10 protein-coding genes are annotated in these 14664 nt (G+C 63.5%); 9 read left to right on the top strand and 1 reads right to left on the bottom strand.

The window, feature by feature from the left end; all coding sequences use genetic code 11:
• Position 1 precedes the first annotated feature (1 nt).
• The 6 genes from FJW03_RS03070 (at position 2) to FJW03_RS03045 (ending at position 9484) form a co-directional block, all read left to right on the top strand.
• Positions 2-1186 (top strand): mandelate racemase/muconate lactonizing enzyme family protein, encoded by a 1185-nt coding sequence (locus FJW03_RS03070; protein WP_140760665.1) that lies wholly within the window; start codon positions 2-4, stop codon positions 1184-1186.
• Positions 1187-1434: 248 nt separating this feature from the next.
• Complete coding sequence (locus tag FJW03_RS03065; RefSeq protein ID WP_140760663.1) at positions 1435-3099, top strand: ABC transporter substrate-binding protein; 1665 nt, start codon at positions 1435-1437, stop codon at positions 3097-3099.
• 139 nt (positions 3100-3238) lie between these two features.
• A complete protein-coding gene (locus tag FJW03_RS03060; RefSeq protein ID WP_140760661.1) occupies positions 3239-5590 on the top strand; it encodes a molybdopterin guanine dinucleotide-containing S/N-oxide reductase in 2352 nt (783 codons plus the stop codon).
• 12 nt (positions 5591-5602) lie between these two features.
• On the top strand, positions 5603-6556 hold the full coding sequence (locus FJW03_RS03055; RefSeq protein ID WP_140760658.1) for an ABC transporter permease: 954 nt from the start codon (positions 5603-5605) through the stop codon (positions 6554-6556).
• Entirely contained in the window at positions 6553-7434 is an 882-nt protein-coding gene (locus FJW03_RS03050; protein ID WP_140607310.1) for an ABC transporter permease, read from the top strand. The genes FJW03_RS03055 and FJW03_RS03050 overlap by 4 nt, the downstream gene beginning before the upstream one ends.
• Positions 7427-9484 (top strand): ABC transporter ATP-binding protein, encoded by a 2058-nt coding sequence (locus tag FJW03_RS03045; protein WP_140760655.1) that lies wholly within the window; start codon positions 7427-7429, stop codon positions 9482-9484. The genes FJW03_RS03050 and FJW03_RS03045 overlap by 8 nt, the downstream gene beginning before the upstream one ends.
• Before the next feature lie 29 nt (positions 9485-9513).
• Here FJW03_RS03045 and FJW03_RS03040 read toward each other — a convergent pair whose 3' ends face one another.
• The gene (locus FJW03_RS03040) at positions 9514-10416 is read right to left on the bottom strand and encodes a LysR family transcriptional regulator (RefSeq protein ID WP_140760654.1); all 903 of its coding nucleotides are present in this window, start codon (positions 10414-10416) and stop codon (positions 9514-9516) included.
• A 114-nt stretch (positions 10417-10530) separates the two neighbouring features.
• On the opposite strand from FJW03_RS03040, the gene FJW03_RS03035 reads away from it, so the two are divergent.
• The 3 genes from FJW03_RS03035 to FJW03_RS03025 all read left to right on the top strand — a co-directional run bounded on the left by FJW03_RS03035 (position 10531) and on the right by FJW03_RS03025 (position 14639).
• A complete protein-coding gene (locus FJW03_RS03035; RefSeq protein ID WP_140760651.1) occupies positions 10531-12186 on the top strand; it encodes an ABC transporter substrate-binding protein in 1656 nt (551 codons plus the stop codon).
• Between the two features lie 175 nt (positions 12187-12361).
• Complete coding sequence (locus tag FJW03_RS03030) at positions 12362-13231, top strand: DUF427 domain-containing protein (protein WP_140760648.1); 870 nt, start codon at positions 12362-12364, stop codon at positions 13229-13231.
• Positions 13232-13664: 433 nt separating this feature from the next.
• Positions 13665-14639, top strand: coding sequence for an ABC transporter substrate-binding protein (locus FJW03_RS03025; protein ID WP_140760645.1), 975 nt, complete (start codon positions 13665-13667; stop codon positions 14637-14639).
• Positions 14640-14664 lie beyond the last annotated feature (25 nt).

Raw genomic sequence — 14664 nt, 5'->3', positions numbered from 1 at the left:
GATGAAGATCAGGCGCATCAGGGCAACGCCGATCAACTACCGGCTGGAAGCCCCTTACGTCTGGGTCTTCGGCGAACTCGACGGCTTCTCGCCGACCATTGTCGAGGTCGAGACGGAGGACGGGCTTGTCGGCCTCGGCGAGGCGCCGACGCCGGCCGCGGCGGCCATCGTCAATGACGTGCTTGCCCAACGGCTCGTCGGCCGCGACGCCTTCGACATCGCCGGTGCGGAGCATGTCTGCCTGCCCTTCTGGGCCGGCGTTCAGTCGATCAATGATCGCGCCCGCATCATGGCCTTCGGCGCCATCGAGATGGCGTTGTGGGACCTGCGCGGCAAGGCGTGGAACCAGCCGCTCTATCAACTGCTCGGCGGCGCGGTGCGCAAGGACATCCCGTTCACCGACTATTTCTCGCTGCGCGGCGACGGACCTGATGTGAAGGGCGAGACGACGCCGGAAGAAGTCGCTGACTATTGCGTCGAATTGCACGAGACGCATGGCACGACCTTCTTCGAGGGCAAATTCTCGACCGACGATCCGAAAATCTCACTGACGATGGTCGAGTTGATCCGCCGCAAGCTCGGCGACGACGCGATGATCCGCATCGATTCCAATCAGGCCTATTCGCTCAGCACCGCGCGGCGGCTGGCGCGGCCGCTGGAGGAACTCGGCGTGCGCAACTGGGAGGATCCGGTGGCCACGATCGAAGAAATGCGCGAACTGCGCCGTCATTGCTCGATCCCGTTCTCGACCCACAACATCGACGTTGCGCGCGCCATGGACCTCAAGGTTCCGGACGCCTTCGTCGGCAACCCGACGGCGCATGGTGGCATCGGCCGCATGCTGCGCTTCGTCGGCGCCTGCGAGCACGCCGGTATCGACTACTGGTGCTACAGCGGCGACACGGGCATCGGCAGCGCCTGTTATCTGCATCTGTGCGCCGCGCTCGGCTGGATCCGGGAGCCCAACCAGTCGCTGTTTCGCATGCAGCCGATGGATATCATCGAGGAAGGGCCGTTTGCGCCGAAAAACAATGTGGTGGCGGTGCCGCAAGGACATGGCCTCGGCGTCACGCTGTCACGCGAGAAGCTTGCCGCCTGTCATCGCGACTTCGTCGAGAACGGGCCATGCAATAAATATCATGACCCGGAAAAGCCCGGCACTTACCGCAGATTGCCACTGAACTAGAAGGACGCTGAAAGGAAGGAGGAATATCGAGAAAAAAGGCGGCTACGCTTCAATCCGGTCGCCCGGCCGACAGAAAATGCATCAAGAAAATCTGACCTTTCCGACCCAAGGGGCGGATGGACCAGACAGAACCGCATGCTACAGTCCGTCGACCGATAGTGATGAATGCCTGGACAGGAGAACTCCACGGAACTCGTCAACTGGAATGCTTCGCCAACCACAACAACTGGGGAAAGGGCTTAGAACCCATGAACAAGAATTACCGCATTCTCGATCTCATCCGCCGTAACCGCACGCCGCTCGAAAACCATCTGATCGATGGCCTCGTCGATGGCCGTGTCAGCCGCCGCGACTTCATCCGGCATGGCAGCCTGCTCGGCCTGTCGCTGCCGCTGCTTGGCGGCATAACCACGGCGGCCGGCCTGGGCGGCATGCCGTCGCTCGCCCGCGCCGCTGGCGCAGCCGGCGCCACAATCCGCGTCGCCAGCAGCGTGCCGGCAGCAGCCATCGACCCCGTCACCATCGCGGATGCCGGCGGCCTGCTGGTCATGCAGCAGGTCGCTGAATTCCTCTGCGTCGACGGTCCCGATCTCGTGCTCAAGCCGGCACTGGCCGAAAGCTGGAAGCCGAACGACAACGGCTCGGTGTGGACCTTCAAGCTGCGCAAGGGCGTGAAATTCCATAGCGGCGGCGAAATGAAGGCCGAGGACGTGGTGGCCAGCATCGACCGCCTCGCCGATCCAGCCAATTCCTCCAACGCTCTGTCGGTCTTCACCGGCATCCTGTCGAAGGGCGCCAGCAAGAAGGTCGACGATTACACGGTGGAATTCCACCTCGACGCGCCCAACGGCAACTTCCCTTACATGCTGTCGTCCGACAACTACAACGCCGTAATCATCCCGGCGAGCTACAAGGGCGACTACGAAAAGAGCTTCGACGGCACCGGGCCGTTCAAGGTTGAGAAATACACACCGAAAGTCGGCGCGTCGTTCGTCCGCAACGACGACTATTGGGGCGAGAAGGCGCTGCCGGATCGCACGGAATTCACCTTCTTCACCGATGTGCAGCCGATGATCCTGGCGCTGCAAGGCGGCCAGGTCGACATCATCAACCAGATGCCGGTGCTGGCTGGCGTCGCCCTGCTCAACGATCCGAGTGTCGACATCATCAGCCTGAAGTCTTCAGCGCATCAGCAACTGCATCTGCGCTGCGACGACGGCCCGCTGAAGGATGCGCGCGTGCGCCGCGCCATCGCGCTCAGCATCGACCGCAAAAAGCTGGTCGCAGGTCTGATGAAGGGGCGCGCCGTGGCGGGCAATGACAGTCCGTTCGCCGCGGTCTACCCTTCGACCGATGCGAGCGTGCCACAGCGCGAGCAGGACATCGCGCAGGCCAAGCAGTTGATGGAAGCCGCCGGTGCCGGCAAGGGCTTCAAGATAACGCTGACCACCGAGCGTTACCTCGAAATCCCGGAATATGCCCAGCTCATCCAGAACTGGGTCAAAGAGATCGGCATCGAGCTCGAACTCAACATCCTCGACCAGAGCGCCTACTACGGAGACGCGGTGTTCGGCAAATCGAACTGGCTGGATTCGGTGATGGGCATCACCGACTATGGCCATCGCGGCGTGCCGAACGTCTATCTCGCGGCTCCCTTGAAGAGCGACGGCACCTGGAACGCCGCGCATTTCAAGAACAAGGACTATGACACGCTGGCGACCAGCTATATCGCCGCGCTCGATCTCGAAGCGCAGAAGGCGACGGCGGGCAAGATCCAGAAGCTGCTGCTCGAGGAAACGCCTGTCATCTTCGGCTATTTCTACGACTACCTGACGGCAACGGCGAAGGGTGTGGCCGGCGTGCAGCCGACCGCCATGTCGCAGTTGTTCCTCGAAAAGGCGTCGAAGGCCTAAGCGCGAGGAGACAAGCCCATCCCGCAACTGCCGGTCCCCATCGGGGGCTGGCGCTTTCGCGGCCAGGCCGAGGCAAGGCGTTGCACGTCGGCCTGACGCGGACCCTCGCCTGCGGGACGATTGATCGTTGACCGGTCTGATGGAGTCCGAGACCCTGCTCACCACCATGCATTGGGGGACATACGAAGTCCGTGCCGAGAACGGCAGGCTCGTTGGCGTCGAGCCATGGAGCGGCGACCCCGATCCATCGCCGATCGGCAAGTCCATGCTCGGCACGGTACAGGGGGATCTGCGCGTGGCACGTCCTGCCGTGAGGCGCGGCTGGCTCGAGGGAAACAGGTCCACCACCAACGGCCGGCGGGGCAGCGAGCCCTTTGTCGAAGTGTCGTGGGAAACGGCACTGGACATCGTGGCGGCCGAACTGGACCGGGTTCGCGTCGAGCATGGAAACAGTGCAATCTATGCGGGATCCTATGGATGGGCGAGCGCGGGAAGATTCCACCACGCCCAGAGCCAGGTGCACCGCTTTCTCAACACGATCGGCGGCTATACGAGCTCGGTGTTGAGCTATTCCTATGGCGCGGCCGAAATCATCCTGCCGCATGTGCTTGGCGGGACCGACGGCCTGACGGGCAATCATTCCACCTGGGACGGTATCGAACGGCACAGCAAGCTGATCGTCGCCTTCGGCGGGCTGCCCTGGCGCAACGCGCAGATACAAGGCGGCGGCGCGGCGCGCCACGAGGCTGCGGCCGCCCTGCGCAAAGCCGTCGGCAATGGCGCCCGCCTCGTCAATGTTTCGCCGGTGCGCGACGACGCGCCGCGCGGTGTCGACACCGAATGGCTGCCGCTTCGGCCGAACAGCGACACGGCGATGATGCTGGCCTTGTGCCATGTCCTGGTCAGCGAACGCCTTCATGACGAGGGGTTTCTGGCGCGCTACTGCACCGGTTTCGAGATCGTTCGCGCCTACATCCTCGGGGAAAGCGACGGGCAACCGAAGGACGCGGCATGGGCTGCCGCCCTGAGCGGCGTGGCCGAGGACCGGATCGTCGCCCTGGGCAGGGAGATGGCCGCCAAGCGCACCATGTTGATGGTCAGCTGGTCGCTGCAGCGGGCCGACCATGGCGAACAACCTTACTGGGCCGCGATTACGCTTGCCGCACTGCTTGGCGAGGTCGGGTTGCCGGGCGGCGGGTTTGGCTTCGGTTATTCGTCGACAAATGGCGCCGGCAGACCGGAGATGGGATTTCGCTGGCCATCCGTTCCGCAAGGCAAGAACCGCGTGCCTGACTTGATTCCCGTCGCCCGCATTGCCGACATGCTGCTTAATCCAGGCGGGTCGTTCGAATTCAATGGCGCCGCGATGTCCTATCCCGACGTCAGGCTCGTCTACTGGGCCGGCGGCAACCCGTTCCACCACCATCAGGACCTGAACCGCCTCGTCGAGGCATGGCAACGGCCTGAGACGATCATCGTCCACGAGCCGTTCTGGACGGCAACAGCACGCCATGCCGACATCGTGCTGCCGGTCACCACGCCGCTGGAGAGGAATGACCTCGCTTTCTCGAACCGTGAAAATCTCGTCGTCGCCATGAAGCAGGCGATCGATCCGGTCGGTGAGGCACGCGACGATTACCAGATCTTCTGCGGTCTCTCGGCGCGACTCGGTGCCAGCGAAGCCTTCACCGAAGGGCGCGATGCCTCTCAATGGATTCGTGTGCTTTACGAACAGGCCAAGGATAATGCGGGCGCGGCCGGGGTCGAGATGCCGTCATTCGACCGTTTCTGGCAGGATGGCCATGCGGATCTTGCCCGGCAAGTCACCTCGCAGACATTGCTTGGCTCCTTCCGCGCCGATCCGGAGCGGAACCGGTTGGCGACGCCGTCAGGCCGCATCGAGCTGTTTTCCTCGACGATCGATGGTTTCGGCTATAACGACTGTCCCGGCCACGCGGTGTGGCGGGAGCCCAGGGAATGGCTGGGCAGCGACCTTGCGGAGCGGCTCCCCCTGCATCTCCTGTCGCCGCAGCCTGCGGACAAGCTCCACAGCCAGTACGATCATGGCTCGGTCAGCCGCGCGGGAAAGGTGTCGGATCGCGCACCGCTGTGGATCAATCCGGTGGATGCCGCGGCACGCGGCATACAGGACGGGGCGGTCGTCCTTGTTTCCAACGATCGCGGGTCATGCCTGGCGGGCGCCGTGCTGACGGACGGCTTGATCCCTGGCGTGGTCCAGCTGCCGACCGGCGCATGGTTCGACCCTGCCGAGCCAGGACAGCCGCACAGCCTGGAAAAGCATGGCAACCCGAACGTGCTGACACCAGACCGGGGGACGTCGCGCCTTGCTCAGTCACCGACCTGCAATTCGACGCTGGTCGAGGTGTCGCTGTTTGCCGGGGTCATTCCGGCGGTGACAGCCTTCGATCCGCCTGTCACAGTAAGTTCACTAAACCGCCCGGGCGTGGCCGGGCCGATACCTCGTTCATAAGGAGCCGATGCCATTCTCTCCTTCTTCGCCCGGCGTGTGTCGCTGTCGCTGATCACATTGTTCTTGCTCAGCATCATGGTGTTTCTGGGCGGCCAGGTTCTGCCCGGCAATGTCGGACGCGCGATATTGGGCCCGTTCGCCGACCAGCGGGCCGTGGACGCGCTCAACCACTCCCTCGGCGTCGATCGCCCGCTCCTCACCCAATATGCGACCTGGATCTGGAACTTCGTCCGGGGAGACATGGGCACCTCCTACATCTTCCGCTCGCCGGTCGCGCCGTTCGTCGTCAACGCGCTCGGCAATTCGATGAAGCTGGCCGCGGTCGCCTTCGTGCTGGTGGTGCCGATCGGCATCCTGGGCGGCGTCATTGCGGCGCTTAATCTCAACCGGCCGCTCGACCGCATCATCAGCCTTGGCGGCCTGTCGGTGACGGTGCTGCCGGAGTTTGTCACCGGCATCATCCTGATCCTGATCTTCGGTGTGTGGCTGCGCTGGCTGCCGATCTCGGCCGCATGGCCCAAGGACGCGGGCTTCTTCACCCAGCTCTATTACCTCATCCTGCCCGCTTTGCCGCTGTTCCTGGTGTTGTTCGGCTATATCGCGCGCATGGCGCGCTCCGGCATGATCGAGGCGCTCGATTCCGATTACACGCGAACCGCCGTGCTGAAGGGCCTGCCATGGCGCACGGTGATCTGGCGCCACGTGCTGCGCAATGCGCTCTTGCCCACCATCACCGTCATTGCCACCCAGACCGGCTATCTCATTGGCGGCCTGGTGGTGATCGAGACGCTGTTCCGCTACCAGGGCATCGGCTCGCTGATCTTCACCGCCGCGCGCGGCAAGGACTTTCCAATGCTGGAATCGGGCATTCTCACCATCGGCATCGTCTATGCCGTGGCGACATTGATCGCCGACTTCCTCTATTCCGTGCTCAATCCACGCATCCGGCTGGGGACAGACCAATGAGCGCCGTCCAGACCACCTCTCCTGCTCGACAAGACGACACGCGCCGGCGCAGCCCGGCAGCGGAGGTCCTGTCCTCGCTCATGCGTTCCGGCACCTTTCTGACCGGTCTGGCCATCGTCCTGTTCTGGGTCGCCTGCGCGCTGTTCGGCGAACATTTCGCGCCCTATGATCCGCTTGCCGACGACATCATCAACGCGCTGTCGCCGCCTTCGGCCGAACACTGGTTCGGCACCGACCAGATCGGCCGCGACGTCTTCTCGCGCGTCATTGTCGGCTCGCGCGATATCCTGACCGTCGCACCGCTCGCCACCTTGCTGGCGACTGTCGCCGGCACCGCGCTTGGCCTGCTCACCGGTTACTTCCGCGGCATCGTCGACGATGTCGTCAGCCGCATCCTCGAAGCCTTCATGGCCATCCCCGTGGTCATCGTGGCGCTGCTCGCCATCGTCGCGCTCGGCACCTCCAAGACCACCGTCATCATCGTCATCGGCCTGAGCTTCGCGCCGATCATCGCGCGCACCGTGCGCTCGGCGGTGCTGGCGGAGCGCGAACTCGACTACGTCGCCGCCGCACAGCTCCGGCACGAGAGCGCCTTCCACACGATGTTCGTCGAGATCCTGCCCAACGTCATCCCACCGATCCTGGTCGAGACCACGGTGCGGCTGGGCTATGCCATCTTCGCGGTCGCCACACTCTCCTTCATGGGCTTTGGCATCCAGCCGCCCTCACCCGACTGGGGACTGTCCATCTCAAGCAACTACGGCATGATCGGCGGCGGCTTCTGGTGGACGGTGCTGTTCGATGCGCTGGCCATCGCCTCGCTGGTGATCGGCGTCAATCTGGCCGCCGACGGCGTTCATGGAGCCTTCAATGACTGAACCCGTCAAGGCACAGGACGCAAAAGCAAAAAACGCGCTCGAACTCGAGGATCTCTCGGTCGCCTACCGTGTCGCTGGCCGCAACCGCGCGGTGCTGCGCAATCTGAGCCTCACCATCGGCCTGGGCGAAGCCTATGGGCTGGTCGGTGAATCCGGCTGCGGCAAATCCACCGTCGCGCTCACCGTGGTCCGCTATCTGCCCAGGAACGGTTCGATCACCGGCGGCGCGATCTCGCTCGACGGCAAGGATCTGATGAAGCTCGATGCCGAGGCGCTCAGGCGGGCCCGCGCCGAAAGCGTGTCCATGGTCTATCAGGATCCGGGCAAGGCATTGAACCCGTCGATCCGTATCGGCCGGCAACTGACCGAGATTTTCGAGCTTGGCGGCATAACCGGACAGGCCGCCACCGATCGGGCGATCGCCATGCTCAACCGGGTGCGCATCTCCGATCCGCCAAGCGTCATGCAGCGCTATCCGCACCAGCTGTCGGGCGGCATGCAGCAGCGCGTGGCGATCGCCATGGCGCTGGCCAACGATCCCTCCATGCTGATCCTCGACGAGCCGACCACCGGACTCGACGCCACCGTCGAGGCCGAGGTGCTCGACCTCATCGCGCAACTGCGGCAAGAACTCTCGGCCTCGATCCTGTTCATCAGCCACAATCTCGCCGTCGTCTCCAATATGTGCGACCGCGTCGGCGTCCTCTATGCCGGCATGCTGGTCGAGGAAGGACCGACGGAGGTCGTCTTCAACGATCCCCGCCATCCCTATACCGTCGCCCTGCTGCGCTGCCTCCCACGCGGTGGCCAGCGCAAGGACCAGGGCCGGCTCGACACCATCCCCGGCTTCCTGCCCGGCATTGGCGCCACCATCACCGGCTGTGCCTTCGCCGACCGCTGTGCGTTGGCGACCGAGCGCTGCCGCACCGAATTGCCGCCCCTCTATGATCTGAGCGACGAGCGCGGCAAGCGCTTGTCGCGCTGCCACTATCACGACAAGGCGCAAGCGCTGCCGCGCGCCACACCCAGCGATGTGGCGCCCGCGCCAAGGCCTGCGGCCCAACCTGTGTTGCGGGTGGCGGGAATGAACAAGACCTATGCCAGCCATGGCCATCCCTTGCGTGCCGTCAAGGACGTCTCGCTTGATCTCAGACCCGGCGAGACGCTGGGGCTGGTCGGCGAATCCGGCTCAGGCAAGACCACCTTCGCCAGGCTGCTGCTCGGCCTGGTACCACCCGATGATGGCGGCCTCATAGAACTGGAGGGCAAGGCGCTGGCGCCGAAGCTGGAGAACCGTGGCGACGACCAGGTCAAGGCGATGCAGATCGTCTTCCAGAATCCGGATTCAGCACTCAACCGCTCGCATTCGATCCGCCACATCCTTGGGCGGGCGTTGAAGCGGCTGGCCGGTCTCTCCGGCAAGCCGCTGGAGACGCGTCTCGACGATCTGGTCCGCTCGGTGCGGCTCACCGACCGGCACCTGGCCGTTAAGCCGCGCCAGCTGTCGGGCGGATTGAAGCAGCGCGTCGCCATCGCCCGCGCCTTCGCCGGTGACCCGCGCATCGTCGTCTGCGACGAGCCGACATCGGCGCTCGACGTCTCCGTGCAGGCGGCGATCCTCAACCTGCTCGCCGATCTGCAGTCGAAGGAAGACGTCAGCTACGTCTTCATCTCGCATGACCTAGGCGTGGTGCGTTATCTCTCCGACAAGATCGCCGTGCTCTATCTCGGCCGCATCATGGAGCTCGGGCCATCGGAAGCCGTCTTCTCCGGCCCGCATCATCCCTATACCGAAGCACTGCTCTCGGCCGTGCCAAAGCTCGACCAGACCGAGACGGCGCGCATCCGGCTCGACGGCGAAATCCCCAGCGCCGTCAACCCGCCCTCCGGCTGCGTATTCCATACGCGCTGCCCGCGCAAAATCGGCCCGATCTGCGAACAGCAGGAGCCACCGCTCGCCGAGGCGCAACCTGGACATTCCATCCGTTGCCACATCCCCTATCCGGAGCTGGCGAGATTGCAGAAGGGTGTCGTCATCGAAGCGGCATAGCGGCATTTCCTGCTCGCCATGCCGGCCCGTCACGTCCGCCCGGTCATGCCCAGCGAACGATCGCCTTCCGAAAAACCCTGATCGCTGTGCCAGTCCCCGGCCAGCGTGCGCAACCCGGTGAGCGCGACATCCAGGACATCCGAGGAAACCGGGTTCGAGGGATAGGCAAGATAGATCGGCCGCTGGAACACCGGCGTGTTGTCGATGCGCCGCATCTCGCCGCGCTCGATATGGCCGCTGACAGCGCTGAGCGGGAGATAGGCCGCCGCCTGCTGCGACAGGACATGCTGCAGCCCGATGAAGACCAGCCCGGCCGAAATCGCCGGCTTGACCATGCCGGCGAAGGCACGGTCATGTTCGATGCGAAATTCGAGCCCCCAGTCCATCAGAATGTAGTTTTCGGTCCATGGCTTCGTCTGACCCGCATGCTGAACGAGCACAACCTGATCGACGGCGAGCGTCTCGTAGACGATGCCGGGATGCGGGCGCGGCAGATAGAGGATACAGATGTCGAGCAAGCCTTCCGCCAACTGGTCGATCGCCAGATCCGGAAAACTGCCTTCGAGCCGCAGCGCTACATTTGGCCGTTCGGCACGCATCCATTCGACCCATGGCGAGGTGATGCGCTCCCACAAATAGGCGGGAGCCGTCAGCCGCAGCAGGCTCTCATAGCCATCGGGAACAGCGATGTCCTGCCTGGATTGCTCCCAGGTTCGGGTGATCGACGATGCGTGCGGCAGGAACTGCCGGCCGGCCGGCGTGAGCGTGACGCCATCGCGATCCCTGACGAAAAGCCGGCGCCCCAACTGTTCCTCCAGCCCCCTGATCCGCGCGCTGACGGTGGATTGGGCGAGGTTGAGCCGGCTGGCCGCGACGGTGAAGCTGCCATGTTCGGCGACCTCAAGGAAACTGCGCAGGTTCTCGGTATCCATGAATCACTCCTGCATCGAAAATTTCGATGGACCCCATCAAAAAATATCGCTTTCCGGTCGCGGTCAACAATGACCTAAATGGCCAACCCCCAAGGGCAAGCGAGGAATGCAGCCATGCCAAGGCATTTCAGGATGATCGACGCCGCTCGCAGAAGCCTCACCGCAATCGAAAATTCCGCTGTCGACGAATTGCTGGCCGGCAGGCTCGACCGGCGCGGTTTCCTGCGCCATGGCAGCGTGCTTGGCCTTTCCCTGCCGTTCCTGGGCAGCCTTGTCGCCGCAGCCGGTTTCGGCACGCAGCAAGCGCGCGCCGAGGGGAAGCCGGGCGGCACTGTGCGCGCCGGCGTCGCTACGCCCGGCGGCGCCATCGATCCCGTCACCTACTATGACAGCGGCAGCTACCAGCTGGTTTTCCAGACCGCCGAGTTTCTCTGCGTCACCCAGCCCGACCTCACCTTGAAACCGGTGCTGGCGGAAAGCTGGTCGCCGAACGAGGATGGCAGCGTGTGGACCTTCAAGCTGCGCAAGGGCGTGAAATTCCACAATGGCGAGGACTTCAAGGCCGACGACGTCGTCGCGACCTTCGACCGGCTGGCCGATCCGAATGGCGCCTCCAACGCGCTGTCGGTGTTCAAGGGCCTGCTGTCGAAGGGCGGCACGCAAAAGGTCGACGACCACACCGTCGCTTTCCATCTCGATGCGCCGAACGGCAGCTTTCCCTATTCGTTATCGATCGACAACTACAACGCCGTCATCCTGCCGGCGAGCTACAAGGGCGACTACGAAAAGACCTTTGAAGGCACCGGTCCGTTCCGGCTGGAAAGCTACACGCCGAAGGTCGGCGCGACCTTCGTCCGCAACCCCGACTATTGGGGCGAGAAGGCCCTGCCTGATCGCCTTGAGTTCAAGTTCTACGGCGACGTGCAGCTACGCATCCTGGCACTGCAGGCCGGCGAGGTCGACATCCTCGACGCCGTCCCACTCGACGTCAGCCAGGTGGTGCTGAACAGCCCCGACATCACGGTGCTGCGCGTCGCCTCGACCGCGCACCGCCAGCTCCACATGCGTTGCGACATGGCGCCGTTCACGGACAAGCGTGTGCGCCAGGCGCTGGCGCTGTGCATTGATCGCTCCAAGCTGGTCGACGGCCTCTGCCGCGGCATGGCCGCGACCGGCAATGACAGCCCGTTCGCGCCGGCCTTCCCCGCCACCGACAAGTCGGTGCCACAACGCACGCAGGATATTGCCAAGGCCAAGCAACTGCTCGAGGCGGCGGGGCTGGCCAGCGGCTTCGACATCACCCTGACGACGCTGCGCTATTCCGACATTCCAGGCTACGCGCAGCTGTTCCAGAACTTCGCCAAGGAGATCGGCGCGCGCATCGCGCTCAACATCGAGGACCAGGACAAATATTACGGCAAGGCGGTGTTCGGCCAGTCGGACTGGCTGGACAGCCCGCTCGGCATCACCGATTACGCGCATCGCAGCGTGCCGAATGTCTTCCTGAAGAGCCCGCTGGTCAGCGACGGCCCATGGAATGCGGCGCATTTCAAGAACCCCGCCTATGACGGCATGGTCACGTCCTATCTGAAAGCGCTCGACATCGGCGCGCAGCGCGCGGCCGCGTCCGACATACAGAAACTGCTGCTCGATGAGACGCCGGTCATCTTCAGCTATTTCCCGGATCTGCTGGTGCCGGTGCGCAAGAATGTCAGCGGCCTGCCGCCGATCGCCGCCGGGCTGCTGCTCGATCGTGTGTCCCTGGGTTAGAGGCTCGGCTGTGAAACTCCGCTTTTCGGGCGGCGAGGCTATCCGGCAGCAGGGCTGCGAAGAGCGGTGGGGGCCATCGTTCCAGCAGCTTGATGCAGGAGAAACCCGCCGCCCGGAACCCCTCTCCGATACAACAGCTCAATCCGAAGCTCATCTCACTTTTGGCCAACGCTCGATGACAAAAGAAAAGAAACGGGAGACTACCATTCGCAAACCTCATTTGCGCGGCCGCGGGCCGCATTTCCCCGTGCTCGACAACATCGTCCAGTACGAGTTCGAGCCGGGCTACGTCGCCTTCACTATGCCGATGCAGAAGCGGCTGCGCGTGCAAGTGGGGTCGATGATCGTGGCCGACACGATCAGGGCGCTGGTCCTCTACGAATCCGACCACCTGCCGGTCTACTACTTCCCGATGAGCGACGTGCGCGAGGAGTTCCTGCTGCCGAGCGCGACGACCACCGAAAGCCCGTTCAAAGGCGTCGCCACGCACTACTCCCTGAACACCGGCATCACACTGGTCGAGGATGCCGCCTGGCGCTATCTCGATCCGGTCAAGGGGTCCCCGCTGCCGACGGACTACATGTCCTTCTATTGGCCCAAGATGACGCACTGGTATGAGGAGGACGAAGAGATCTTCGTCCATGCCCGCGACCCGTTCCGCAGGGTCGACTGCCTGCCCTCGTCGCGGCGGGTGCAGGTCATCCTCGATGGCGAGCAAGTTGCCGATTCACGCCGTGGGGTGTTCCTGTTCGAGACCGGCCACCCGGTGCGCCACTATCTGCCGATCTCGGATACGCGGCTCGATATGTTCGCACCCAGCCGCTACATTTCGCGCTGCCCCTACAAGGGTATCTCCAATTACTACCACGTGACGACAGCCAAGAAGCGGCACGAGAACCTTGTCTGGTATTATCCGGAGCCGGTGCACGAGGCGGAGCGTATCAAAGGGCTGGTCTGCTTCCACCACGAACTGGTCGACAAGATCCTGGTCGACGGCGTCGAAGTTCCGAAGGAAGCCACCGCTGCCTCGAACGGTTATTTCTGAGCGAATCCGCGCAACTTCGCCTGCGGTCTGAAATTCCGCCGCGAGCGAAGCGTTAGTCGTTGCGCCGCATGAACGTTGGTATATATAATTTCATCCCATGAAACGGCCTTGCGAGATGGGGCTCGCCGGGCCAACAGCCGAGATCATGGGACCGTGATGGCTCGCACCTCGCAGGGCGCCGCAGGACTGGCAATCGATCCGCGGATGATCGCTCCCGCGACGATGCAGCGGCAGCCATGACGCTGGCGCTCTCGATACCATCCACCATATCGGAAATTCAGCATCATCCCGCCTGCGCCGGCTTGTGCCGCGACATGGCGGCAACAGCTTGCGCGACGACAGGTCTTTCCAGCACAATCAGGGAAAGCAAAAGGCTACAAAAGACGCAAGAAGGGAACGAGCGATAACCCTCACAGCTTGAAGGAGAACAAGCATGTCATTTCGGAATAGAGTTTCGAAACTATCCATGGGCGCCATCGCGCTTGCTTCGCTGAACTTGCTGACACCTTCCGCCAATGCCGCCGCACCGGAATCCAACGACCCGATCAAGATCGCACTGTTCGACTGGACCAGCGTCAACCTCAACGCCAAGATCCTCGGTGGCATCCTCGAAAAGCTCGGTTACACGGTCGAGTATCCGACCGCCGACTACCTCTCCAGCCTGACCACCGGCCTCACCAATGGCGACCTCGATGTCGGCCTGGAATTCTGGGATACGACCGCCGGCGAGGCCATGAAGGCGTCCGACGCCACCGGCCAGACCGAGCGGCTCGGCAAGCTCGGGCCGAAGGCCAAGGAGGAGTGGTGGTTCCCCGAATATATGAAGGAAAAGTGCCCGACCTTGCCGGACTGGCATGCGTTGCTCGACGCCACATGCGCGGCATCGTTCTCGACCGCCGAGACGGCACCGAAGGGACGCTATCTCGGAGGTCCGGTCACATGGGAAGGCTTTGACGACGAGCGCGTTGCCGCGCTGAAGCTGCCCTTCACCGTGATCCATGCCGGCACCGATGCCGCGATGTTCGCCGAGCTCGAGTCGGCCTATCAGCGCAAGGCGCCAATCATGCTGTGGATCTACTCGCCGCACTGGGCGCCGGCCAAATACAAGGGCGAATGGGTGCAATTCCCCGAATACACGCCCGAATGCTACAACGATCCGAAATGGGGCGTGAACCCCGACGCCAAATATGACTGCGGCAAGCCGCATGGCGAGATCTGGAAGTACTCCTGGAACGGCATGAAAGACAAATGGCCGGTCGCCTACAAGGTGGCCAAGGCCTACACGATCGACACCGACGAGCTCAACAAGATGAGCGGCGAGATCGACCTCGACGGCAAGACGCCGGAGGAGGTTGCCGCCGCCTGGATCGCCGCCCATGAGGCAGATTGGAAAGCCTGGGCGCAGTGACTGTTCCGACTGGAAGAATGAGACC

Origin of the sequence: Mesorhizobium sp. B4-1-4, from assembly GCF_006439395.2 — a bacterium.
Lineage (GTDB): Bacteria > Pseudomonadota > Alphaproteobacteria > Rhizobiales > Rhizobiaceae > Mesorhizobium.
Note: the sequence above shows the minus strand (reverse complement) of the source record. Positions and strands in the feature narration are given on the sequence as shown.